The sequence below is a fragment of the Bradyrhizobium sp. SZCCHNR1051 genome (assembly GCF_032489615.1).
In the GTDB taxonomy this organism is placed as follows: domain Bacteria; phylum Pseudomonadota; class Alphaproteobacteria; order Rhizobiales; family Xanthobacteraceae; genus Bradyrhizobium.
This window is the reverse complement of sequence record NZ_JAUEYJ010000008.1, coordinates 67,656-90,436: the sequence shown is the minus strand read 5'-3', so window position 1 is coordinate 90,436 and position 22,781 is coordinate 67,656. Positions and strand designations below refer to the sequence as shown.

The window sequence follows — 22,781 nt, the reverse complement described above, 5'->3', positions numbered from 1 at the left end:
CGCGCGCTGTTTCGAGTGCCTCTAAATCTCAGAAGCTTGCGTTCACAAGGTCACCACGATCTTGCCGAGATGCTTGTTCGCCTCCATGTGCGCGAACGCCGCGCCAATGTCGTCGAAGGCGAAGACGCGGTCGATCGGCAGCCGCAGCGCGCGCTGCTCGACCGCACTCCAGATGTCCTTTTTCACCTCGTCGAAGATCGTACGGATCTCCTCGATCGAACGGGTGCGGAAGGTGACGCCGACATAGGTGATGCGGCGCGCGGCGTGGAGGTCGAAGTTGAAGTCGGCATGGGTGCCGCCGAGCCGGCCGACATTGACGATGCGGCCGATGACTTTGGTCGCGGCGAGGTTCTGATTGGCGACCTTGCCCGACACCTGGTCGATGATCAGATCGACGCCCTCGCCGTTGGTCGCCTGTAGCACCTGATCGACCCAGGCGGGATCGCTGGAGTCGATGGCGAGATCGGCGCCGAACTCGTTGAGCCGTTGGCGGCGCATCGCATCGGTCGAGGAGCCCACCACCAGCGAGGCGCCCTTGAGCTTTGCGATCTGCATCGCCATCAGGCCGACGCCGGAGCTCGCGCCCTGCACCAGCACGCGCTGGCCCGGCTGCAAAGCGCCGTTGGTGATGACGGCGTTGTGCATCGTGGTCAGTGCGATCGGCAGCGTGGCGGCCTCGTGGAAGTTCATGTTCGACGGCGCGTGGAACAGGCGGCCATGGTCGGCAAGGGTGTATTCGGCGAACGCCGCGCTGCCCGAGCCCATGACCTTGTCGCCGATCTTGACGCCCCTGGCGTCGGGACCGAGCTCGGCGACCTCGCCGGCCCATTCCATGCCGAGCACGGTGCCGACGCCGCCGGCGGCGCCATGCACATGCCCCTTTGTCATGCCGAGGTCGGCGCGATTGAGGCCGCAGGCGCGCACGCGCACCAGGAACTGCGTGCCCTTCGGCGCGGGCTTGGCGATATCGGTGATCGCGGCGCCCTGGGCGCCGTAGACATAGGCTTTCATCGCGAGGAATCCTGTCGGGTCGGCATGAGCGGCGACCTTACTGTGCCGCTCCTCTCTGCGCACCGCCTAGAGCATGCTGTTTTTATACGGAAACATATCCTGAGTTTCTGAGATAGTTGGCGCACTCCTTTTCCGAGAAGAGATCGAGGAGATCTCCAGCTTTTCGCCAAGTCGCTTCGATGGTGCGAGGTTCTGCATCTCGCATCAGGTGCTTGAGTTTGGCGAAGACCTGCTCGATCGGATTGAGGTCGGGACTGTAGGGAGGCAAGAAGAGCAGGTGCGCTCCTCTTGCACGGATGAGGTCGCGAGCTCTTCTTCCTTTGTGGCTTCCGAGATTGTCGAGGATCACGGCATCTCCCTTGACCAAGGTTGGAGCCAGCTCCTTCTCGACATAGAGGGCGAAGAGTTCGCCGTTGATCGGGCCATCGATGACCCAGGGTGCCGAGATCCGATCGCAGCGCAGTGCTGCGATAAATGTCATCGTCTTCCAGTGACCAAACGGCACAGATGCCTCAAGCCGCTGCCCGCATGGTCCCCAACCACGCAGCGGGGCCATATTGGTCTTGATCCAGGTCTCATCGATAAAGACCAGGCGAGACACATCGATCTTGCCTTGGTGAGCTTTCCAGCGCGCTCGTTTACGAGCGATATCAGGACGATCCTGCTCCGCCGCCCGCATCGTTTTTTTTGAAGCTCAGGCCTTCGGCGTGGACGAAGGTCCACACGGCCCGCACATCAGTCCTGATGCCACGCTCGGCCAGCTCAGCTGTTAACTTGCGCAAGGTGAATGGACCGGAACGGATACGTTTGCGAAGCCATTCGGCATGGGCCCCGGATAATGTCCGCTTCTTGTGGCCACCGATTTTTCCCGGCGCGACGCCTCCAGTCTGCTGTCTGAGGTTCTTCCACTTGCTGATGCAGGACGGGCTGATCCGAAGCGCCTGCGCTATCGAGCGGACCGTCTCGCCTGCATCCGCGCGCGCCAGAGCGCGTTCGCGAATGTCTTCCGAATAGGGCCGTGTCATCCGTGCTGGCCTCCGGCTCCAGCATGGAATCTGAATCAGAAGTTCACCGACTCGGGAATCCTGATTCCGGCAAAAAACATCACGCTCTAACAGGCGGCGCGCTGCTCCGACAAGACTCTCTCAGTCATGAACCGGTTCCGCTGACCGGGCTGGACGCGTCAGGCGGCGACCGGAGCTTCCGCTTCGTCGAAGGCGCTGGAGACGTCGCGCATGCTGATGACGCCGGCGAGCGCGAAGTCGACGATGACGGGGAGGTGGCGGATGTGGTGCACGTTCATCAGGTGCCGCACGTGCTCGAGCGTATCCTCGGTGCTGCAGGAGATCAGCCGCTGCGGCGAGATCAACTGCGAGACCTTCAGGTTGACGCCGGCGGCGCCATGCTCGGCGATGGCGCGTACGACGTCGCGTTCGGTGAACATGCCGGCCGCGGTGTTGCCTTCGGTGCGGACGACGTCCTTGACGACGAGGGCGCTGACATTGCTGGCGCGCATCAGCTGCGCCGCGACGCCGACGGTCTCGTTCATTCGCACCGTGATCACACGCGCCGTCTTGTTGCGCAGGATGTCTCCGACTTTCATGGCACCCTCCCGTTTGTTGATAGTGAACGGAGGGAAGTCTGGTATACGTTATGCCAGAAGTCAATCGGGTTTGACGGCTTTTCGTGCGCTCGGCCACCGAAAAAACACGTCAGCGACACTGCCGGAGCTGCCGGATATGACGCGCCAGCGTCCTGCCCCGGCGCAAAAAAAGGAGGCGCACCGTGGTGCGCCTCCTGAAGTCGCGGGAAGAAACAGTGGCGTCACGCCATCCGGGCGTCCTGCGTCACCGGCTCGGTAACCGGCTCCTTGCCGAGGATGAAGGCGCGGCGCAGCGGCTTGATCACGAACAGCGCCATCAATGCGGCCGTCGCGTTCAGCCCGACGCCGATCACGAACACGGCCTGCCAGCCATATTTTGCGGAGACGAGGCTCGCGAGCGGGACCAGCAGCGAGGCGGTGCCCTTCGCGGTGTAGAGCATGCCGTTGTTGGTCGCGGCGTATTTGCTGCCGAACGTATCGCCCGAGGTCGCCGGAAACAGGCTGTAGATTTCGCCGAACACGCCGAAATAGACGGCGGTCGCGAGCACGAACACGATCGGGTTGTGCCCGTAGCTCGACAACGTCAGCAGCATCAAAGCGGCCGTGCCGAAGGCAATGAACATGGTGTGCTCGCGACCGATCGTGTCGGAGATCCAGCCGAACACAGGGCGGCCGAAGCCGTCGAAGATTCGATCGAGCGAGATCGCAAACGTCAGCGCCGCCATCTGGAAGCCGGCGAGCGTCACCGGCTCGTTGGCGATCTTGAAGTCGTGGGCGATCGGGGCGATCTGGGCGGCGGTCATCAGGCCGCCCGAGGCCACCATGACGAACACCAGATACATGATCCAGAAGATCGGCGTGCGCAGCACCTGCGGCGGCGTGTAGTCGATCTTGCTCTGCGGCAGATTGAGCTGCTTCTTGCGGGTCGGCGCCGCAACCGTCGGCGGCCGCAGGAAGATCGCGAGCACGAACACGACCAGCCCCTGGCCGATGCCGAAGGTGAAGAAGGCGCTCTGATAGCCGCTCGAGGCGATCATGCTGGCGATCGGCACCACGGTCAGCGCGGCACCGGCGCCGAAGCCCGCGGCGGTGGCACCCGCGGCGAGGCCGCGGCGGTCGGGAAACCATTTCAGCGCATTGCCGACGCAGGTGCCGTACACTGCGCCCGCGCCGATGCCGCCGATGACGGCGCCGGCGTAGAGCAGGGTGAGCGAGTCGGCGTAGGAGTTCAGCATCCAGGCTAGCGAGATCATGACGCCGCCGAACATGATGACGACGCGCGGACCGTATTTGTCGACGAACCAGGCCTCGACCGGCACGAGCCAGGTTTCGGTGACGACGAAGATCGTGAAGGCGAGCTGGATCGCCGTGCGACCCCAGTGAAACTTCGCGTCGATCGGATCGACGAACAGCGTCCAGCCATATTGCAGGTTGGCGATCATCGCCATGCAGACGATGCCCATTGCGAGCTGGATCCAGCGGAAGCCGCTGGACTGTGCCTGGACAGGCGGTGTTGCCTCTGTGCTGGAAACCATGTGTCCTCCCAAACGCGCTCTCTTGGAGGATGCCGCTGCAAGCGCGCTCCTCATCTGCGCACGGAACCATTCTGGTATAATATATTCCAGTCCGCAATATGGCCTGCGACACAGGGTGCGACATGTTGCTTTGCAGCGAGACCGAAATCGTCCGCCAAGCAAAAGAAAACGCTCGGCAAAATGCCGAGCGTCGTCGATCTGGAAGCGTTCTTTTTATTTTTGTTGCAGCGCGAAGGGATGCGTCAGAGCGTCGATTTCTGCACCACGACCCTCCGCCAGGGCTTGAGCACCGCGATCGCGAGGATCGATGCCAGGATGTTGGCGCCGGCCGCGATGATGAAGACGCGATCCCAGTTGCCGCTCGATTGCTGCATGTAGTTCGCGATCGGCACCAGCAGCGCGGCCGTGCCCTTGGCGGTGTAGAGCAGGCCGGCATTGGTGGTGGCGAACTTGGTGCCGAACGTGTCGGTGCAGGTCGAGGGGAAGAGCGAGTAGATCTCACCCCAGGCGAAGAACACGAAGCCGGAGAGGATCACGAACCACACGGGATCATGGCCCAGCATGTACAGCGCCCAGATGCCGATGCCTTCCATGCCGAACGCGATGAACATCGTGTTCTCGCGGCCGATGTTGTCGGAGATCCAGCCGAAGAACGGACGCGTCAGGCCGTTCAGCACGCGGTCGATGGTGGCTGCGAAAGTCACCGCCGTCATGGTCATGCCGATCAGCGTCACCGGAATGTTGTCGACCTTCCAGTCGCCGGCGATCGGCTTGAGGTTGGCCGTCACCATCAGGCCGCCGGCGCCGACGATCACGAACATGAAGTACATCAGCCAGAAGATCGGCTGACGGATCACTTCGGTCGGGTTGTAGTTGCGACGGCTCTGCACCAGGTTCGTGTTCTGAGCAACGGCCGGCACCTGGCCTTCTTTGGGCGCGAACAGGAAGAAGGCGAGGATGACGATGATGATGCCCTGGCCGAGACCGAAATACAGGAAGGTGGTCTGAAAGCCGGAGTCGCGGATCATAGCCTGGATCGGCGCGACTGTCAGCGCCGAGCCGGCGCCGAAGCCGGCTGCCGTGATGCCTGCCGCGAGGCCGCGCTTGTCCGGAAACCACTTCAGCGCGTTGCCGACGCAGGTGCCGTAGACGCCGCCGGCGCCGATGCCCGCGATGATCATGCCGAGATAGTAGCCGTTGAGCGAGGTGGCGTAGGCGTTGATCATCCAGCCGATCGCGCAGAGCACGCCGCCGACGAGCACGACGATGCGCGGGCCGTATTTGTCGACGAACCAGCCCTCGACCGGCACGAGCCAGGTTTCGAACAGCACGAACAGGGTGAAGGCCCACTGGATCGAGGCGCGATCCCAGCCGAACGTCTTGGCGATATCCGGGACGAAGAAGGTCCAGCCATATTGATAGTTGGCGATCATCACCATCGCCAGGACGCCAACCGCGAGCTGCGTCCAGCGATAGGCGTCGCTTACTCTTGCAGATGCGGGCGCCCCCGCGTGAGCCAAGTCCGTCATGTTTCCTCCAGGGCTGTCTATTTTTGTCCTAACAGCTATGCGGAGTTTGGTATATGATATGCCAATAGACAAGCGGATTCATCGACCCCGTGCTCGCTGGTAGCCCAGCGATCGACGAAAAAAGCCTGTAGAAGCAAGGCAAATCGCTGCAGCGACAATACGACGCAGCAGAGGATATTTGTAGCTCAACTATCGGAGTAGGGGCGAGTTACGCGGCGACGGCCCGCAACCGGTTGTAGCCCTGCTGGATCGCCGACCAGAACAGCGCGATCAACCCGAGCGCCATGATGGTGCCGACCAGTCCGTTGGAGAAGAATATCGCGAGCGATCCCTGGGATCCCAGCAGCGACTGCCGGAAGGCCTCCTCGGCCTTGTCGCCGAGCACGATGGCGAGCACCAGCGGCGCGAGCGGATAGCCGCACTTCTTGAACAGATAGCCGAGCACGCCGAACACCAGCATCAGCACGACGTCGAACGTGCTGCTGTGCACCGAATAGGCGCCGATGGCACAGAGCACCAGGATGAGCGGGGCGATGATGCTGAAGGGAATGCGCAGGATCGCCGCGAAGACCGGCACGCAGGTCAGCACGACGAGCAGGCCGGCGAGGTTGCCGAGATACATCGAGGCGATCAGACCCCAGACGAATTCCTTCTGCTCGACGAACAGCATCGGGCCGGGCTGGAGGCCCCAGATCAAGAGGCCGCCGAGCAGCACCGCCGCCGTGGGGGAGCCGGGCACGCCGAGCGACAGCATCGGCAGCAGCGCAGCCGTGCCCGCCGCATGGGCCGCCGTCTCCGGCGCGACGACGCCCTCGATCTCGCCATGGCCGAAATTCTTGCCGCGCTTGGAGAGGCGCTTGGCGATGCCGTAGCTCATGAACGACGCCGGTGTCGCGCCGGCGGGGGTGATGCCCATCCAGCAGCCGATCACGCAGGAGCGCAGCGACGTCAGCCAATACGCCGGCATCTCCTTCCAGGTGTGCAGCACCACCCGCAGATTGATCTGCGCGTTGCCGCCACGGAAGCTCAGGCCTTCCTCCATCGTCAGCAGGATCTCGCCGATGCCGAACAGGCCGATCACGGCGATCAGGAAGTCGAAACCGTTGAGCAGCTCGGTGATGCCGAAGGTGAGCCGGAGCTGGCCGGTGATGGAATCCAGGCCGACGGCCGCGAGTGCGAAGCCGATCATCATCGCCGCGATCGTCTTGAACGGCGGCTCCTTGCTCAGGCCGACGAAGCTGCAGAAGGCGAGGAAGTAGACGGCGAATTTCTCGGCCGGGCCGAACTGAAGCGCGAAGCCGGCCACCAGTGGCGCGATCAGCGTGATCATGATGACCGCGAACAGCGCGCCGACGAAGGACGAGGTGAACGCTGCCGTGAGCGCCTCGCCGGCCTTGCCCTGCTGCGCCATCGGGTAGCCGTCGAACGTGGTCGCGACCGACCATGGTTCGCCGGGTATGTTGAACAGGATCGAGGTGATGGCGCCGCCGAACAAGGCGCCCCAATAAATGCAGGACAGCATGATGATGGCCGAGGTCGGCGGCATGCTGAAGGTCAGCGGCAGCAGGATCGCGACGCCGTTGGCGCCGCCCAGTCCCGGCAGCACGCCGATGATCACCCCGAGCACGATCCCGAGGATCATCACCATGATGTTGAAGGGCTGGAGCGCGACTGCGAAGCCGTGAAACAGATTGGCGAGTTCTTCCATGCCAGCTTGGTCCTGCAACCCTCAGCGGATGAGTTTTCTTGTCAGAGTCCGAGCCAATCCTCGACCGGCCCCTTGGGGAGGGGGACCATGAACCAGCGCTCGAAGATCAGATAGGTCACGACCGGCATGCCGATCGCGACCGCTGCCACCGTGAACCAGCCATATTTGCCAAGCCAACGCATGAACCAGGCGATGAAGATCATGGAGGCGACGTACAGGCCGGTGAAGGGCAGGGCGCCGACATAGATCGCCGTCGGCACCACCACGCTCATGACCTGGCGGAGCTGACGCCATTCGGCGAAGACGCTGCCGTCAGCCTCGCGCAGCGTGTTGCGGACATTCATCGCGCTCGCCGCGATGATGAACAGGCCGACGTAGAACGGGAAGAATCCCGCGCGCGGCCCCTCGGCGCCCCAATTGATCCCCGCCTTCACGCTGCCGAGGATCACGATGATCCCGAACAGCGCGATCGCGAGCGTGACGCCGAGTTCGACCGCCTTGTGGCTGGGCCCGGCGGATCCTCCCTGGCTTCTCATGCGAGCCGCTCAGTTCGAGGCGAGGAAGCCGGCTTCCTTCATCAGGAGCTCGTGACGCTTCTCTTCGGTCTCAACCCACTTCGCGTAGTCCGCACCGGTCATGAAGGTGGTGTTGAAGGCGCCGGTCTTCATGAAGTCCTGCCATTCCGGGGTTTCCCGCACCTTCTTGAACAGGTCGACGTAGTATTCGATCTGGTCCTTGGTGGCCCGCGGCGACATGAAGATGCCGCGCAGCATCAGGTATTCGATGTCGAGGCCCTGCGACTTGCAGGTCGGAATGTCCTTCCAGGCCTTGCCGTCGGTGATCGGCTCGCCGTAGCCCATCGGCCTGTCGTCGAACACGCAGAGCGGCCTGACCTTGCCGCCGCGCCATTGCGCCACCGCTTCGATCGGATTGTTGACGGTGGAATCGATGTGGTTGCCGACCAGTTGCACGGCCACTTCGCCACCGCCCTTGTAGGGGATGTAGGTGAACTTGGCGCCGGTCGCCTTCTCCATGGCTACCGTGATGATCTGGTCTTCCTGCTTCGAGCCGGTGCCGCCCATCTTGAGGGTGCCCGCGCCTTGCTTGACCGCGTCGATGTAGTCCTTGGCGGTCGTGTAGGGCTTGTCGGCGTTGACCCAGAGCACGAATTCGTCGAGCGCCAGCATGGCGACCGGTGTGAGGTCCTTCCAGCTGAACGGAATGCCGGTCGCGAGCGGCGTCGTGAACAGGTTCGACAGGGTGATGATGATCTTGTGGGGGTTGCCGGCTGACGCCTTGACGTCGAGGAAGCCTTCGCCACCGGCACCGCCGGACTTGTTGATGACGACCAGCGGCTGCTTCATCAGATTGTGCTTGGTGACGATGCCCTGAATCGTCCGAGCCATCTGGTCGGCACCGCCGCCGGTTCCGGCCGGAACGATGAACTCGACGGGCCGGACGGGCTCCCATCCCGCCAGAGCCGGGATATGCCCCACCATCAGGGCGACGCCGGCCACAACGGCCACGCGCATGGAACGCTTCATCGACGCTTTCTCCCCTTCATTCCCGGACCGCACGGCTTCTTCCGGCCGCTATGCCCAATCGAACCACTGACCCGTCGAGTCCGGCTGGTGTCATCCTCCACCGTGACGCGCTTCAGGTCGTCGCCGGCCTTGGACACTCTCGCAAGGCCCATGCAGCCAAAAGTTGTGGTGGCGGCCTGGGTCATGCAGCAAGACGTGCATCCGCAGCAAATCGACCGATTTGATTTTGGTATGAAGAGGTGACCGACCGCAATTGAGGAGATCGGTTGGGATGCTCACGGGGCCAATTTGTCGCAGGCCGCGGGGGTGTCGCAAAAGCAAAAGCCCCGGAGGTCCGGGGCTCTTGATTGGGCTTCGATGCTGCTTGCGCGCGCGAAGCGCGCCGGCCTCAGAGGCCGAAATACGGCAGGTCGCCGTTGCGGTTGGCGGCGCGGGCGCTGGTCATCAGCACGCGGTCGAGGGCGGCCAGGAAGCGGCCGAACAGGGACACGGAGTTGACGAGGGGGAGGGCGACGGTCTTGGCCATGGTTTGTCTCCATCAGTTGGGCGGTAGGACGTTCTGACTGAGGAGAATTTACGTATACCAGATGCCAGATACAATGGATCATATTGCATGGCGGTATGAGGATTTTGCGCTGCAGCAGGAATGTTACAATTTGAATTCCCTATCGAAGGCGGCATTTTCATATGGAAAGAGCCGCCCAACCTGGGCACCGGATCGTCTCGATCCTGCTTGGCGGACCGAGCCGGCAAAAGTCGGGGTATCTCGGCGACTGCTGAGAGCTGCCATCCCATTCGTCGATCCCCCCGCGTGCAACGCGACGGAACAATCGGCCCGAGGTGAGGGAACTGTGCTGCCCGGGCCGCAGTTACTCTGCAATGAAGCGGAGTGGCGCCGCCGGATGTTGATCGTTCAGTCCGTCGCGCTGTATTCCTCGAAACGTATCATCAGCAGACCTGAGGGCGAAGGAAAGGCCATGCGCGCCTTGATCCTGGCACTGTCCATCCTGGCGATCGCCGGAAGCGCGCAGGTCGCTCACGCTGGTCTGAGCAGCACACCTCGTGAAGCGTCGGCACCCACCGATACCGTGATCGCTGCCCAGGACGCCAATCAGCAGGCCGAGAATCAGATCGGCCTCACCAAGGCGAAGCGTCGCGCCGTGCAACGAGGGCTGACCCGGCTCGGGTTCGGCACCAAGATCAACGGGACGTTCGACGATTCGACCCGCGCCGCCCTCGTCCATTGGCAGGAGGAGCGCGGCTACCCCGCGACCGGCTTCCTCAACGCCGCCCAGCACAAGGCGCTGATGGACGCGGCCACCGAGGCTGCCAAATCCGACCGCCAGGCCCGTCGCAGCGCGGGGCGCGCGCGACATCAGCGGAATGTGGGAGGTCCCATCGGCGCGATCGGCGGCGCGATGCATCGGGTGGTGGGCGGAATATTCGGCAGGTAAGCGTTCAACCTCGAAAGAGCTGGAAGACGTCTAAGGCAAGCTTGTCTGTTCGAGGACGGCCCGTCGGGCCGCATGGCTGCGCAGGAGTGTCAGCCACCATTCGTTAATCACGGCTTAGATCAAGCAGGCACGGGCAGCTTAGGAAGCGAGCCCGTAGTAGCGCCGGTAGAAAGCAAGGTGTTGCCGCGGCATGAAACCATCAAAAGCGCCGGCGCGCTTATCATCCTGAAGTCTGGCAAGAAGCTCTTTCGCTTCGGCGGCGCTGCTCGAACGCAGGAATTCTTCAGTGGCTTCGAGACCAGCCCCGCAGACGAACTGAATGTCGATATAGCATCCTGCGTCGAACGACGACATCTTGGCCTCGTAGATCAGAAGAGCATCACTGGCGTTGCCGGCCGAGAACAGCTGTATGCACAGCAGCAGCAACGGCTCATTGCTGGCGCGAGCGGTGTCGGCCGTCTCGGCTTGGAGGAGACGTCGGATCTCAGGAAGATCCTCCGCAACCGGCGTGAGACCGAAGCGGGCGAGCAGTTCGTTTTCGTCCATGCGAGCAGAATCGAGCGGATCGGCGGTGCGGTCAACTCACATGCCGGCAAATCTCCAAGCCGACCATTGCTGCTCCAGAAATCCGTTGACTGTGAAGGAGGGGGTGTAGTGATAGTTGCCCGCTATCGGGCTGGCAGGGATCGAGGGGGCGTTCATGGGGCGAACGTGGCGGCCGGGGAAGAGGTTGGCGTCCCTGAGCGGCATTGTCGTTTGTGCGTTGACGCTCATGGCGTGCAGTAGCGCCGAGCGGCGCGCGTTTTTCCCGCCTGAGAGGCCCGACCCGAGAGAGACAGCCGCCGTTGCGGCCGAGATGCCCAGGAACTACCGGTCGCTGGTGGCCGAGCAGATCCGGGCGTTCTACCGCTATCGCCACGTGCTGCGCGATGCCAAGATCACGCCGCCCTACCAGCGCTATGGCGGGCTGCTGCGCGGCGGCACGATGCCGGCCGTGTGCGTCGCGCTGTATCGCGCGAACGCGTTCGGAATCGTGGTGAGGGACAATCTCGTCTTTGCCTACCGGGACGGGGAGATGCTCAGCATTCTTCTCGGAACGGAGTCCTGCAGCGACCTGTCCGACTTCACCGAGCTCAAGCGCTCCTGACGCGTCGACGGAACACAGCAACCGTATGAGTTGCGTTCGATTAAGATCATCAAGGGGGATCTGATGAAACTCGCGCTGGACGGGCATTTCGACGTGATCGTGCATGGTTGCAATTGCCAGTGCGCCATGGGGCAGGGCTTGCGAAGCGCATCAAGGAATCCTTTCCCGAGGCCTGTGCGGCCGATCTGTCGACGACGAAGGGCAGCCGCGAAAAGTGGGAGCCATATCGGCGGCGACCGTCACCCAGTTCCACTGGCGCGGGCCCGGCGTTCTCGTTGATTACGCTGCCGTCAGAGCGGTCATGAAGGAAGTGAAACTCAGATATCCCGAGCACCGAATCGGTTATCCGAAGATCGGCGCCGGTTTGGCCAAGGGTGATTGAACACTGATCGCAGAGATCATCGACGCCGAGCTCGAGGAGGAGGATCACACCCTGGTGGAGTATGTGCGCTGAGCACGTGCGACACGCTTGGCGCTCAACAATACGGCCCAGCCATCCATCGCGTGATGCGCCACCGAATGATCGAGAAGCGGTTTCGAAAGCGTGCTGGATTTGATCCGCCCGGTTCACAGAGTCCGAAGTGATCGGACTTGGACGGAAGAGTCCGTCCGCCCTCGCGCCACGCCAGGCTTTGATGGGGCAGTGCGGTTGCCTATCGAAACATCCAGAAATCGCCAACTGGTCCAGCCGGTTCTCTTTTGGGCGGCCCCAGGACGTCGCTTTGACCTAGGCTGCCCGACTGCGCGATCGTGCAGACTCTCGTCTGCAAGGTCTCGGTTTTCTTGTGGCCGGCCTTGAGCATATCCACGACGTCAGGCCGAATTCTGCAATCGGTCGAATGAGCTTCGACATATTCGATCATCTTGAGTTCGGCCTGAGAGAAACTGCGAATTAGTTCACAGGCGTCTTCCGGCGTTGCGCGGCGCTCTGCGGCAGCCTTGATCAGCTGCCCGCGCCGCTGTGCCTCCTCGCGCAAGGGAAAAAATCCCTTGCAGACGTCCGAAGGGCCGCCAGCAGTCGCCGGCGCGCTGTCGAACTGTGGAGGGGCGGCGGCCTGCCCCGGTAGCGGCGCTGGGAATGCGCCCTGCGCAAAGGCGTGACCCACGGCCGGGGTCATCGCGGCAACGACGAAGCGCAAAATCAGGCGCCGGGCGACCCTTGCGATCACGATCCGCGCTTCGTCAGCATTGTCTCCGAAAGCTCCAGCCATTTGGCGCGATCCCTTTTGACTTGTAACCTCGCTGAGCAACGACAGCTTTCCGTCACACATGGGCAGGCTTAGGAGGACAGCCCGTAGTATCGCCGAAGGTTTGGTGACAGTGCATTGAACTCAGCCCGGCGGCGATGGCGCGACGCGCCGAATGATCATGTGCTTCGAGGCCCGAAGGAGTTTTATACACTGTCATCGTGTGTTCCACCGTATTTCTGCCACGGTACTTCGTGGCGAGGTTCGTAAAAGATCTCGTTCCCTTCTGAACCCGAACCACGGCAACCGACGACCAATCGGCGCTGGGCATGTGTGCGGCACAGGCGTGATCCAGCCGCTCGCGCCGTCGGTGAACGAGTTCCTGCAGAATGGAGTTGTTGCGTGCGTATATTGCTTCTTTTGGTTGTTTTTGCCACGACGTCGCCGGCGCTCGGCAGGTTTGTGGCCGTGGAAGTGGAGCAGGTCCCGGTCGCCCGGCTCATTGCAAACCTGGAAAAGATCGTCAGGGACAATCCGGCCAGCCTCGAGGCATGGGTGAACCTTGGTCGTGCGCATGGCATGGCCTATGCCCAGAAGGCCGACCCGCTGGCGGTGCCGAAGGCCTACCATGGCATGGCGCCGCCGGTCGTTCCTTTTGGCGTGGTCAGGTCTGCCGCTGACCCCGCGTTGAACGCGGCCTCCTGGGCTCATCTCCAAGCCGCGTTGAAAGCCTACAAGCAGGCACTGGAGCTGGACAAGGACGACCTCGTCATCCAGCTCGGCCTCGCTTGGCTGACGGAGCAGGCCGGCAACAAGGACGATGCGGTGAAGCTCTATCGAAAGATCGCAGCCGCCGCCTGGGAGAAGGAAAAGAGCCTCACGATGCTTGGTCTCGGCGGGCAGACGCTGACCGGCGAAGTCGCCTCCTACCTCATCCCGCTTCTCAGCGCCGTGTGGGACAAGCGCGAGATCGAGACATTAAAGGATCGCGTCGCCACCCTGGGGAAGCTGCCGTACGCGGTCACTCCCATTGCCGTGCCGCTGGCCGATGGGCTTACTCCCGCCGACCTCGAAGCCCCCGACGCGCGGGTGACGTTCGACGTGGACGGCAGCGGGCTGGGTCGCGAATGGAGCTGGATTACCCCCAAAGCGGCCTGGCTGGTGAGCGACCCGACGCGCGATGGCAAGATCACCAGCGGACGGCAGTTGTTCGGCAACGTGACGTTCTGGATGTTCTGGAACAACGGATATGCGCCGCTGGCCGCACTAGACGACGACCGCGACGGAGTCTTGACCGGCAACGAACTGGCCGGCCTCGCCCTGTGGCGCGACGCCAACGGCAATGGTGTCGCAGCCCCCGGCGAGGTCGAGCCGGTTTCGGCATATGGCATCGTTGCTCTGTCCTGCGCGTGGCGGACGCTTGACGGCAACGCCGACAAGATCGCCTTCAGCCCAGATGGCGTGGTGTTCCAGGACGGAAAGACGCGCCCCAGCTTCGACCTGGTCTTGAAGGCGCAGCCTAGCTCCCAGGTCACGCGTCGTGCGGCAAGTTTGTCGGGCAACAGTCCCTGACCACACCACCGCTTGGCCGTATTCACAATTCGGTGCCAGTTTGATACTGCCTCGGCGGCTGGATCAACGTCATAGCAAATTGGCGTCGATCTCTGCCTTCGGGTGCAAATGTGGCTGACAAGAAAATCGCCCCTCGTCTGTTTGTGATATTTGCCCGTGAAGCCCATGAAGCCGTCGTCTTCCGTCGGGGTCCGTCGGACTGGTTTCATGTCATCCGCTGGAACACGAAGAATGATGCGTTCTATCCGGGCGCCTGGCTGAAGGGACGCATCTATCCTGAAAAATGCGATTTGTCGCCTGACGGCAAATTGCTTCTGTCGTTCATCCATCAAGGACGCAAAATGAAGACTGACTACAGGTCGTCGTGGAGCGCGATCAGCCGGAGTCCCTGGCTTCATGCCCTTGGACTGTGGCCTCAGGGTACGACGTATGGCGGAGGCGGACGCTTTACAGACGATCGAAGCGCCGTCCTCAGATTTTATCCGGTCGCAGCACATCCAGATCACCCGGGAGCTGGGCTCGACGTCAGCTTCATTGCCTCCGACACGAGCTTTGCCAGAAAAAACGATCTTGCTCCTTTACATCGGTCGACTTGTGAAATTGAGGGGGCTGAGTGGACCGGTCGAGATCAACGCGGCAGATTGATTTACACGGCTGATGGCAAGCTCATCTGCGCGGGTACAAAGACACGGGAAGCGACCTGCCTCGCCGACTTCAACAATTTCGTTCCGGACCCGCAACCGCCTCCCTTCTCCGCAACTGTGCCGGTCGGAGCGAAGAAGCGTCAACGACGTGCCGGACCCAAATGAGGATAGCTACCTCATGCGCGAACGACGGCCGCAGTTCCGAGTCCGGGTCTCGTCGATCGCGGTGAAAGGGAAAAATCCTTCCACCGGAGGAATCAAAAAGCCGCCGGGTCTACCGGCGGCTTGATGAATTGACGCAGCAAGCGCGGCGGCAATCGCGCCGCGCCTGTCCTGTGGCTTGCTTACTCCGCGGCTTCCTTGCGCGGCGGATCCAACGCGCCGGAGTCGTGGATTTCGGCGACCTGGTGGTCGCTGAAGCCCAGCACCTGGCGCAGGACCTCGTCGGTGTGCTCGCCGAGCAGCGGCGAGCGGGTGACGTCGGCCGGGCTGTCCGACAGCTTGATCGGGTTGCCGACCGAGAGATACTTGCCGCGGGTCGGATGGTCGACCTCGACCAGGGTGCCGGTCTTGCGCAGCGACTCGTCCTCGGCGATTTCCTTCATCGACAGGATCGGGCCGCAGGGGATGTCGAACTCGTTCAAGATGTCCATGGCCTCGAACTTGGTCTTGGTCATGGTCCACTGCTCGATGCGGCCGAAGATCTCGTTCAGGCGCGGCAGGCGGGCGGCGGGCTTGGCGTAGTTCGGATCGGTCTTCCAGGTCGGCTCGCCGATCACGTCGCAGATCTTCTCCCAGACCGGGGCCTGGGTGATGAAGTAGATGTAGGCGTTCGGGTCGGTCTCCCAGCCCTTGCACTTCAAGATGCGGCCCGGCTGGCCACCGCCGGAATCATTGCCGGCGCGCGGCACGGCATCGCCGAACGGCACGCCCTCGCCGAACTGGCTGTATTCCTTGAGCGGACCGTGGTCGAGGCGCTGCTGGTCGCGCAGCTTGACGCGGCAGAGGTTGAGCACGCCGTCCTGCATCGCGGCGGTGACGCGCTGGCCCTTGCCGGAGTGGGTGCGCTGATAGAGCGCGGTGACGATGCCGAGCGCGAGGTGCAGGCCGGTGCCGGAATCGCCGATCTGCGCGCCGGTGACCAGCGGCAGGCCGTCACGGAAGCCGGTGGTCGAGGCGGCGCCGCCGGTGCACTGGGCGACGTTCTCGTAGACCTTGCAATCCTCGTAGGGGCCAGGGCCAAAGCCCTTGATCGAGGCGACGATCATCTTCGGGTTGATCGCCTGGATCTTCTCCCAGGGGAAGCCCATGCGATCGAGCACGCCGGGGCCGAAATTCTCGACCAGCACGTCGCACTTCTTGATCAGCTCGGTCAGAACCTCCTTGCCCTTGGGGTTCTTGGTGTCGAGCGTAATCGACCGCTTGTTGTGGTTCAGCATCGTGAAATAGAGGCTGTCCACGTTGGGAATGTCCTGGAGCTGGCCGCGGGTGATGTCACCCACGCCCGGCCGCTCGACCTTGATCACGTCGGCGCCGAACCAGGCCAGCAGCTGGGTGCAGGTCGGTCCGGACTGGACGTGGGTGAAATCGAGAATGCGAACGCCCTCGAGCGCCTTGGTCATGTGTTGCTCTCCGTAACGATTGGTCATCCCGCATCGGCGGGCAGGTGATGTCTTGCGGGTGGCCTTACTTCTTCTTCGTCAGCACGCTCTGCGGATTGAGGTTGCCGATACGGCCGCTCTCGGATCCGGCTGCAGGATCGATCACGGCATTGATCAAGGTCGGCTTGCCGGAATCCATCGCTTCGTTGACGGCGCGCTTCAGCTCGTCTGGCGAGGTCGCGTTGACGCCGACGCCGCCGAAGGCTTCCATCATCTTGTCGTAGCGGGCGCCCTTGACGAATACGGTGGTCGCCGGATCGTCGCCCGCCGAGTTCTGGTCGGTGCCGCGATAGATGCCGTCATTGTTGAAGATGACGACGCAGATCGGAAGATTGTAGCGGCAGATCGTCTCGACCTCCATGCCGGAGAAGCCGAAGGCGCTGTCGCCCTCGATCGCCAGCACCGGCTTACCGGTCTCGACCGCGGCGGCGATGGCCGAGCCCATGCCGATGCCCATGACGCCCCAGGTGCCGACGTCGAGGCGCTTGCGCGGCTGGTACATGTCGATCACGCCGCGGGCGAGGTCGAGCGTGTTGGCGCCCTCGTTGACCAGGATCGCGTCCGGACGCTCCTTGATGATGGTGCGGAGCACGCCGAGCGCGCCGTGATAGTCCATCGGCGAGTTGTTGTTCATCAGCCGCGGCGCCATCTTGGCGACGTTGTCCTCGCGCTTCTTCTGCACCGAAGAGGTCCACTCGACCGGTGCCTTGGCCCAGTTGCTGCCCATCGCCTCGGAGAAGGCCGTGACGACCGAGCCGATGTCGCCGACCACGGGGGCGGCGATCTCGACGTTGGAGTCCATCTCCTTCGGCTCGATGTCGACCTGGATGAACTTCTTAGGTAGCTCGCCCCAGCTCTTGCCCTTGCCGTGCGACAAGAGCCAGTTGAGGCGGGCCCCGATCAGCATGACGACGTCGGCGTCCTTCAGCACCGTCGAGCGCGCCGCGCCGGCGCATTGCGGATGCAGGTCGGGCAAGAGGCCCTTGGCCATGCTCATCGGCAGGAACGGCGCGCCGCTCTTCTCGACGAAGGTCTTGATCGCCTCGTCGGCCTGGGCATAGGCAGCGCCCTTGCCGAGGATGATCAGCGGACGCTTCGCGTTCTTCAACAGATCGAGCGCGCGCTTGACCGAGTCGGGGGAGGGGATCTGCGCCGGAGCCGGATCGATCACCTTGACCAGCGAGGCTGCGCCGGCCTGCGCATTCATCACCTGGCCGAACAGTTTTGCCGGCAGGTCGAGATAGACGCCGCCGGGGCGGCCCGAGACGGCGGCACGGATCGCGCGGGCGAAGCCGATGCCGATGTCCTGCGCGTGCAGCACGCGGAACGCCGCCTTGCACAGCGGCTTGGCGATCGCGAGCTGATCCATCTCTTCGTAGTCGCCCTGCTGCAGGTCGACGATCTCGCGCTCCGACGAGCCGGAGACCAGGATCATCGGGAAGCAGTTGGTGGTGGCGTGCGCCAGCGCCGTGAGGCCGTTGAGGAAGCCGGGAGCCGAGACCGTGAGGCACACGCCCGGCTTCTTGGTGAGGAAGCCGGCGATCGCGGCGGCGTAGCCGGCGTTCTGCTCGTGACGGAAGGAGAGCACGCGGATGCCTTCAGCCTGCGCCATGCGACCGAGATCGGTGATCGGAATGCCCGGCACGTTGTAGATCGTGTCGATCCCGTTCAACTTCATCGCGTCGATGACGAGATGAAAGCCGTCCGTGAGCTCCTCGTGCGTGTCCGGTGCCTCGGTCTTAACAGCAGTCTGCGCCATGCGCCTCTCTCCCTGGTCGTCTGTGAAGGCGCTTTGCGGCGTCTTCTTCTGTTTGAACCTGTCAGCTGAATAGTTCCTGGCCGTGCGTCTCGACATAGGTCGCGAGGCCCAGCGTATGATCACGGGCGCGCTTCTCGGCGAGCTCGGTGTTGCGTTCCTCCAGCGCCTCGATGATCGCCAGATGCTCGGGCAGGGACGCTGCGATTCGATCGGTGCGCCCGATCGTGAGCTGGCGATAGCCGCGCACGTGAAGGAGGATGTCGTTGGTCATGTCGACGAGCACGGGCGATTCCGACAGCGAGATCAGCGCCTGATGAAACGCGATGTTCGCCTTCGAATATTCCTCGATGTGCTCCTGCGGCGGGCGGTCCTTGCCGAAATCCTTGAAGTAGTCGCGCAGCGCGCTGATGTCCTTCTTGCGCGCGATCGTCGTGATCAGGCGCGCCGCCATGCTCTCCAGCGCCGCCCAGGCGCGGATCATGTCGACGATTTCGGTCTTGGTCCGGCGCACCACGACGATGCCACGACGCGGCACGGTCTTCACGAAGCCGTCCTGCTCCAGCATCGCGATCGCTTCGCGGATGGGCGTGCGGCTGACACCGAGGCGCTCGGACAGAGCGCGCTCGTCGAGCATCACCGGCTCGGGCGACGCGTAGATGTCCATCTTGAGAATGGCTTCTTTCAAGGCCTCGTAGGCCTTATTCTTGAAGCTCGTCTCCGGGGCGATGCGAGTGATCGCGATGTCGGCCTCGGCCATGATGGGCAATGCCTTGTTTGTTTTCTCTGTAGACAAGACCGATCTCCTCTCCTTGGGAGATGCCTGTGTACAGCATTTTGCGTCCAATATTTTTGGCATGCCAGATGCCAGACTGTCAAGGCGACCGATTTTTCCGCGTTTCCACATCTTCGATGCGCTTGACAAAGTTTGCTTCTGGCATACCAAATGCCATAAACGACGACCAATCCCCAGGAGGAAGCCCCCAATGTCTGACGCCATCCCGAACGCCAAGGCCACGATCCGCGAAGTGCTCGATCGGGTGAAGGCCGACAAGCGCACCAGCCTCACCGCCCCCGAAGGCAAGGTGGTCTGCGACGCCTATGGCATTCCGGTGCCGAAGGAGGGATTGGCCAAATCCGCCGCCGAGGCGGCCAAGCTGGCCGGCGACATGGGTTTCCCGGTCGTCATGAAGATCGTATCGCCCGACATCCTGCATAAGACCGAGGCGGGCGGCGTCATCGTTGGCGTCAAGACCGCTGACGACGCGCAGAAGGCGTATGAGACCATTCTCGCGAATGCGAAGAAGTACAAGGCCGACGCCAAGATCGAAGGCATCCAGGTACAGCAGATGCTGACCGGCGGGACCGAGGTGATCGTCGGTTCGATCACCGACGGATCGTTCGGCAAGCTGGTGGCCTTCGGCCTCGGCGGCGTGCTCGTCGAGGTGCTGAAGGATGTGACATTCCGTCTCGCCCCCGCCACCAAGGAAGACGCACTGTCGATGCTCGACGGCATCCAGGCGCATGAGATGCTGAAGGGCGTGCGCGGCGGCGACGCGGTCAGCCGCGAGGCGCTGTCCGACGTGATCGTCAAGGTGTCGCAGCTGGTCAGCGATTTCCCGGAGATCGTCGAGCTCGACCTCAACCCGGTGTTCGCGACCAAGAACGGTGCGATCGCCGCCGACGTCCGCATCGTCGTCGATTTCGACTACAAGCCGCGTCCGGCGCCGCGCTCGAACGAGGAAATCGTGACCGCGATGAAGCGGATCATGATGCCGAAGGCGATCGCCGTGATCGGCGCCTCCGCCGAGGACGGCAAGATCGGCAACTCGGTGATGAAGAACCTGATCAATGGCGGCTACAAGGGCGAGATCTATCCGATCCACCCCAAGGCGTCCGAGATCCTCGGCTACAAGGCCTATAAGAGCGTCAAGGACGTCGCCGGCGTGATCGACACCGCGGTGTTCGCGATCCCCGCCAAGTTCGTCGCCGGCGCGCTGATCGAATGCGGCGAGAAGCAGATCCCCGGCGCGGTGCTGATTCCCTCGGGCTTTGCCGAAGCCAACGAGCCCGAGCTGCAGGCCGAGATCGTCGAGATCGGCAAGAAGTACAACGTCCGCCTGATGGGGCCGAACATCTACGGCTTCTATTACACTCCGGCCAATCTCTGCGCGACCTTCTGCACCGCCTATGACGTCAAGGGTCATGCGGCGCTGTCGTCGCAGTCGGGCGGCATCGGCATGGCGATCATCGGTTTTTCGCGCTCGGCGAAAATGGGTGTGTCTGCCATCGTCGGCCTCGGCAACAAGTCCGACATCGACGAGGACGATCTGCTCGCCTTCTTCGAGCAGGACCCCAACACCAATTTGATCGCCCAGCACTGCGAGGACCTCAAGGACGGCCGCGCCTTCGCCGAAGCCGCCAAGCGCGTTTCCAAGAAGAAGCCGGTCATCGTGCTCAAGGCCGGCCGCACCTCGGCCGGCGCCAAGGCGGCCTCGTCGCACACCGGCGCGCTCGCCGGCAACGACAAGATCTACGAGGACGTGCTGAAGCAGTCGGGCGTCATCCGCGCCCGCTCGCTGCGCCAGCTGCTCGAGTTCGCCCGCGGCGTGCCGGTGCTGCCGACGCCGAAGGGTGAGAACGTCGTCATCATCACCGGCGCCGGCGGATCGGGCGTGCTGCTCTCCGACGCCGTCGTCGACAACGGCATGTCGCTGATGGCGATGCCGGCGGATCTCGATGCCGCCTTCCGCAAGTTCATCCCGCCGTTCGGTGCCGCCGGCAATCCGGTCGACATCACCGGTGGCGAGCCGCCGATCACCTATGTGAACACGGTCAAGCTCGGCCTGTCGGACGACCGCATCCACGCGCTGATCCTCGGCTACTGGCACACGATCGTGACCCCGCCGATGGTGTTCGCGCGCAACATGGTCGAGGTGAAGAAGGAGATGGAGGCGAAGGGCTTCGTCAAGCCGATCGTTGCCTCGCTCGCCGGCGACGTCGAGGTCGAGGAAGCCGCCGAATATCTCTACCAGAACGGCATCCCGGCCTATGCCTATTCGACCGAGCTGCCGGTCGAGGTGCTCGGCGCCAAGTACAAGTGGGCGCGCGGCGCCGGCCTGCTCTGATTGATCTGACGCGAATGCCGCTCCGGCCCCTCGCCGGAGCGGCACTTTCTTTGTAGGCATACCCAAGCAAGATCCGTCCGTCCTGCAACGGCGCCGCCTTCGATGACGGTGCAAAGAGGCGCCACGTGATCCGTCGCAAGACGATTGAGTCCCGCGCAGATGCCGCGGCCGAGCCCCGCGACGGCGGCGTGCAATCCGTCGGACGCGCCCTGCAGATCCTTGAGATTCTCGCCGAGGACGATGAAGGCTATCGCCTCAGCGATCTCGCCGTGCGTGCGGGCTTGTCGACCTCCACCGTCCATCGATTGCTGACGACGCTGGAAAAGCGCCGCTTCGTGCAGTTCGACCGCATGGAGTCGAAATGGCATGTCGGCGCGCAGAGCTTCGCCGTCGGCGCGACCTTCACGCGCCGGCGCAATTTCGTGGCGCTGGCGATTCCCTACCTGCGAAGGCTGCGCGACCAGTCGCGCGAGACCGCCAATCTCGCCGTCGTCGACGATGAATCGCTGATGGTGCTGATGCGGCTGGACAGCCGCGAGATCATGCGCTCGCTGACCAAGGTCGGCGGCCGGCTGGCGATGGTCGCCTCCGGCATGGGCAAGGCCGTGCTCGCGACCTATTCCGACGACGACGTCAACGGCATCATCCACCGCCAGGGCATGCCGCGCCTGACCGAGAAGTCCATCATCCGCGCCAGCGACCTGTTCCGCGAACTGGATACGATCCGGCGGCAGGGCTACGCCGTCGACGACGAGGAGGCCCGCATCGGCCTGCGCTGCATCGCCGCCGTCGTCCACGATTCCTGCCGCGAGCCGTTGGCGGCGATCTCGGTCTCGGGCCTGGCGAGCCGGCTGACCGATGAGCGGGTGGCTGTGATCGGAGCAATGGTGCGGGATGTCGCGGCCGAGCTCACGGCGGCGCTCGGCGGCGTGACGCCGCCGGCCGGAACGTTTCGGTAACAGGACGTTTCGGCAGGGTGCAACGTTTCGATGACAGTGCAACTGACTCCAACGCACGGGCGGAGGGGTGAGTGCACCATCACCGGAATGATTCCCTCGTTCGTCGCTTGGGGCGCCTTCTGTCCAAAATTCAGCTCAACCCTTTCCTCGCGTGCCGTTGAGCGATTTCGCGCTTCTGCTCGTTGCCGATATGCAATCTCTATGATATTATGCTAATAAATGTAATTTAAAGTTGCCGTTGCACTTACTAGGCTAAGCGGCGTCGGTGCGACCGTCCCGCAAAGCTGGAGTGTCGGGCGATGACAAATGTTGTTCGCCCTGAAGCCGGCCAACGTTCTGAAGC

At 63.1% G+C, this 22,781-nt stretch carries 21 protein-coding genes; 7 read left to right on the top strand and 14 right to left on the bottom strand.

The features are described from left to right. Window positions 1-42: 42 nt before the first annotated feature. The 9 genes from QW868_RS11775 to QW868_RS11735 all read right to left on the bottom strand — a co-directional run bounded on the left by QW868_RS11775 (window position 43) and on the right by QW868_RS11735 (window position 9,456). Entirely contained in the window at window positions 43-1,011 is a 969-nt protein-coding gene (locus QW868_RS11775) for a zinc-binding dehydrogenase (RefSeq protein WP_316230629.1), read from the bottom strand. An 82-nt stretch (window positions 1,012-1,093) separates the two neighbouring features. Further along, window positions 1,094-2,036 (bottom strand): IS630 family transposase gene (locus QW868_RS11770; RefSeq protein WP_316230128.1). Its coding sequence is split into 2 segments (ribosomal slippage): window positions 1,094-1,699 and window positions 1,701-2,036, totalling 942 coding nucleotides; the frame shifts between segments, so codons are not numbered across the junction. Between the two features lie 158 nt (window positions 2,037-2,194). Further along, a complete protein-coding gene (locus tag QW868_RS11765; RefSeq protein WP_172114347.1) occupies window positions 2,195-2,614 on the bottom strand; it encodes a CBS domain-containing protein in 420 nt (139 codons plus the stop codon). A gap of 221 nt (window positions 2,615-2,835) precedes the next feature. Then, the gene (gene oxlT, locus QW868_RS11760; protein WP_315739815.1) at window positions 2,836-4,149 is read right to left on the bottom strand and encodes an oxalate/formate MFS antiporter; all 1,314 of its coding nucleotides are present in this window, start codon (window positions 4,147-4,149) and stop codon (window positions 2,836-2,838) included. A gap of 242 nt (window positions 4,150-4,391) precedes the next feature. After that, entirely contained in the window at window positions 4,392-5,678 is a 1,287-nt protein-coding gene (gene oxlT / locus QW868_RS11755; protein WP_315739814.1) for an oxalate/formate MFS antiporter, read from the bottom strand. A gap of 208 nt (window positions 5,679-5,886) precedes the next feature. Further along, window positions 5,887-7,386, bottom strand: coding sequence for a tripartite tricarboxylate transporter permease (locus QW868_RS11750; protein ID WP_315756453.1), 1,500 nt, complete (start codon window positions 7,384-7,386; stop codon window positions 5,887-5,889). 41 nt (window positions 7,387-7,427) lie between these two features. Beyond that, complete coding sequence (locus QW868_RS11745) at window positions 7,428-7,922, bottom strand: tripartite tricarboxylate transporter TctB family protein (RefSeq protein WP_316230628.1); 495 nt, start codon at window positions 7,920-7,922, stop codon at window positions 7,428-7,430. A gap of 9 nt (window positions 7,923-7,931) precedes the next feature. Continuing rightward, on the bottom strand, window positions 7,932-8,918 hold the full coding sequence (locus QW868_RS11740; protein ID WP_410051293.1) for a Bug family tripartite tricarboxylate transporter substrate binding protein: 987 nt from the start codon (window positions 8,916-8,918) through the stop codon (window positions 7,932-7,934). Window positions 8,919-9,318: 400 nt separating this feature from the next. Beyond that, window positions 9,319-9,456 (bottom strand): hypothetical protein, encoded by a 138-nt coding sequence (locus QW868_RS11735; protein WP_284420614.1) that lies wholly within the window; start codon window positions 9,454-9,456, stop codon window positions 9,319-9,321. A gap of 451 nt (window positions 9,457-9,907) precedes the next feature. On the opposite strand from QW868_RS11735, the gene QW868_RS11730 reads away from it, so the two are divergent. After that, window positions 9,908-10,384 (top strand): peptidoglycan-binding domain-containing protein, encoded by a 477-nt coding sequence (locus QW868_RS11730; RefSeq protein ID WP_316179264.1) that lies wholly within the window; start codon window positions 9,908-9,910, stop codon window positions 10,382-10,384. A 138-nt stretch (window positions 10,385-10,522) separates the two neighbouring features. Here the strand turns inward: QW868_RS11730 and QW868_RS11725 are convergent, their stop codons facing one another. After that, a complete protein-coding gene (locus QW868_RS11725) occupies window positions 10,523-10,930 on the bottom strand; it encodes a hypothetical protein (protein WP_316230626.1) in 408 nt (135 codons plus the stop codon). A 310-nt stretch (window positions 10,931-11,240) separates the two neighbouring features. Here QW868_RS11725 and QW868_RS11720 point away from each other — a divergent pair, with 310 nt between their 5' ends. Next, window positions 11,241-11,531 carry a hypothetical protein gene (locus QW868_RS11720; RefSeq protein ID WP_316230625.1) on the top strand — a complete coding sequence of 97 codons (291 nt, stop codon included), beginning with the start codon at window positions 11,241-11,243 and terminating at the stop codon, window positions 11,529-11,531. 103 nt (window positions 11,532-11,634) lie between these two features. Continuing rightward, a complete protein-coding gene (locus tag QW868_RS11715; protein ID WP_315812596.1) occupies window positions 11,635-11,913 on the top strand; it encodes a hypothetical protein in 279 nt (92 codons plus the stop codon). A gap of 271 nt (window positions 11,914-12,184) precedes the next feature. On the opposite strand, the gene QW868_RS11710 is transcribed toward QW868_RS11715, so the two are convergent. Next, window positions 12,185-12,742 carry a hypothetical protein gene (locus QW868_RS11710; protein ID WP_409999348.1) on the bottom strand — a complete coding sequence of 186 codons (558 nt, stop codon included), beginning with the start codon at window positions 12,740-12,742 and terminating at the stop codon, window positions 12,185-12,187. Between the two features lie 378 nt (window positions 12,743-13,120). Between QW868_RS11710 and QW868_RS11705 the strand changes: the two genes are divergently transcribed. Beyond that, on the top strand, window positions 13,121-14,290 hold the full coding sequence (locus QW868_RS11705; protein ID WP_316230624.1) for a hypothetical protein: 1,170 nt from the start codon (window positions 13,121-13,123) through the stop codon (window positions 14,288-14,290). Between the two features lie 110 nt (window positions 14,291-14,400). Beyond that, a complete protein-coding gene (locus QW868_RS11700; protein ID WP_316230623.1) occupies window positions 14,401-15,099 on the top strand; it encodes a hypothetical protein in 699 nt (232 codons plus the stop codon). A 179-nt stretch (window positions 15,100-15,278) separates the two neighbouring features. On the opposite strand, the gene frc is transcribed toward QW868_RS11700, so the two are convergent. The 3 genes from frc to QW868_RS11685 all read right to left on the bottom strand — a co-directional run bounded on the left by frc (window position 15,279) and on the right by QW868_RS11685 (window position 19,111). Further along, window positions 15,279-16,556, bottom strand: a complete 1,278-nt coding sequence (gene frc / locus QW868_RS11695) for a formyl-CoA transferase (RefSeq protein WP_315739807.1) — start codon at window positions 16,554-16,556, stop codon at window positions 15,279-15,281. A gap of 64 nt (window positions 16,557-16,620) precedes the next feature. Next, window positions 16,621-18,354, bottom strand: coding sequence for an oxalyl-CoA decarboxylase (gene oxc, locus QW868_RS11690; RefSeq protein WP_315739806.1), 1,734 nt, complete (start codon window positions 18,352-18,354; stop codon window positions 16,621-16,623). Between the two features lie 61 nt (window positions 18,355-18,415). Beyond that, entirely contained in the window at window positions 18,416-19,111 is a 696-nt protein-coding gene (locus tag QW868_RS11685) for a GntR family transcriptional regulator (RefSeq protein WP_409998125.1), read from the bottom strand. Window positions 19,112-19,337: 226 nt separating this feature from the next. Here QW868_RS11685 and QW868_RS11680 point away from each other — a divergent pair, with 226 nt between their 5' ends. Next, window positions 19,338-21,479 carry an acetate--CoA ligase family protein gene (locus tag QW868_RS11680; protein ID WP_315739805.1) on the top strand — a complete coding sequence of 714 codons (2,142 nt, stop codon included), beginning with the start codon at window positions 19,338-19,340 and terminating at the stop codon, window positions 21,477-21,479. A 125-nt stretch (window positions 21,480-21,604) separates the two neighbouring features. Then, window positions 21,605-22,438, top strand: coding sequence for an IclR family transcriptional regulator (locus QW868_RS11675; RefSeq protein WP_316230622.1), 834 nt, complete (start codon window positions 21,605-21,607; stop codon window positions 22,436-22,438). The last annotated feature ends 343 nt before the right edge of the window (window positions 22,439-22,781 follow it).

Excerpts from the sequence above, each read along its gene's own strand:
- QW868_RS11775 (WP_316230629.1), bottom strand. The coding sequence starts at position 1,011 with ATGAAAGCCTATGTCTACGGCGCCCAGGGCGCCGCGATCACCGATATC.
- QW868_RS11765 (WP_172114347.1), bottom strand. The coding sequence starts at position 2,614 with ATGAAAGTCGGAGACATCCTGCGCAACAAGACGGCGCGTGTGATCACG.
- oxlT (WP_315739815.1), bottom strand. The coding sequence starts at position 4,149 with ATGGTTTCCAGCACAGAGGCAACACCGCCTGTCCAGGCACAGTCCAGC.
- oxlT (WP_315739814.1), bottom strand. The coding sequence starts at position 5,678 with ATGACGGACTTGGCTCACGCGGGGGCGCCCGCATCTGCAAGAGTAAGC.
- QW868_RS11750 (WP_315756453.1), bottom strand. The coding sequence starts at position 7,386 with ATGGAAGAACTCGCCAATCTGTTTCACGGCTTCGCAGTCGCGCTCCAG.
- QW868_RS11745 (WP_316230628.1), bottom strand. The coding sequence starts at position 7,922 with ATGAGAAGCCAGGGAGGATCCGCCGGGCCCAGCCACAAGGCGGTCGAA.
- QW868_RS11740 (WP_410051293.1), bottom strand. The coding sequence starts at position 8,918 with ATGCGCGTGGCCGTTGTGGCCGGCGTCGCCCTGATGGTGGGGCATATC.
- QW868_RS11735 (WP_284420614.1), bottom strand. The coding sequence starts at position 9,456 with ATGGCCAAGACCGTCGCCCTCCCCCTCGTCAACTCCGTGTCCCTGTTC.
- QW868_RS11730 (WP_316179264.1), top strand. The coding sequence starts at position 9,908 with ATGCGCGCCTTGATCCTGGCACTGTCCATCCTGGCGATCGCCGGAAGC.
- QW868_RS11725 (WP_316230626.1), bottom strand. The coding sequence starts at position 10,930 with ATGGACGAAAACGAACTGCTCGCCCGCTTCGGTCTCACGCCGGTTGCG.
- QW868_RS11720 (WP_316230625.1), top strand. The coding sequence starts at position 11,241 with ATGCCCAGGAACTACCGGTCGCTGGTGGCCGAGCAGATCCGGGCGTTC.
- QW868_RS11715 (WP_315812596.1), top strand. The coding sequence starts at position 11,635 with ATGGTTGCAATTGCCAGTGCGCCATGGGGCAGGGCTTGCGAAGCGCAT.
- QW868_RS11710 (WP_409999348.1), bottom strand. The coding sequence starts at position 12,742 with ATGGCTGGAGCTTTCGGAGACAATGCTGACGAAGCGCGGATCGTGATC.
- frc (WP_315739807.1), bottom strand. The coding sequence starts at position 16,556 with ATGACCAAGGCGCTCGAGGGCGTTCGCATTCTCGATTTCACCCACGTC.
- oxc (WP_315739806.1), bottom strand. The coding sequence starts at position 18,354 with ATGGCGCAGACTGCTGTTAAGACCGAGGCACCGGACACGCACGAGGAG.
- QW868_RS11685 (WP_409998125.1), bottom strand. The coding sequence starts at position 19,111 with ATGGCCGAGGCCGACATCGCGATCACTCGCATCGCCCCGGAGACGAGC.
- QW868_RS11680 (WP_315739805.1), top strand. The coding sequence starts at position 19,338 with ATGTCTGACGCCATCCCGAACGCCAAGGCCACGATCCGCGAAGTGCTC.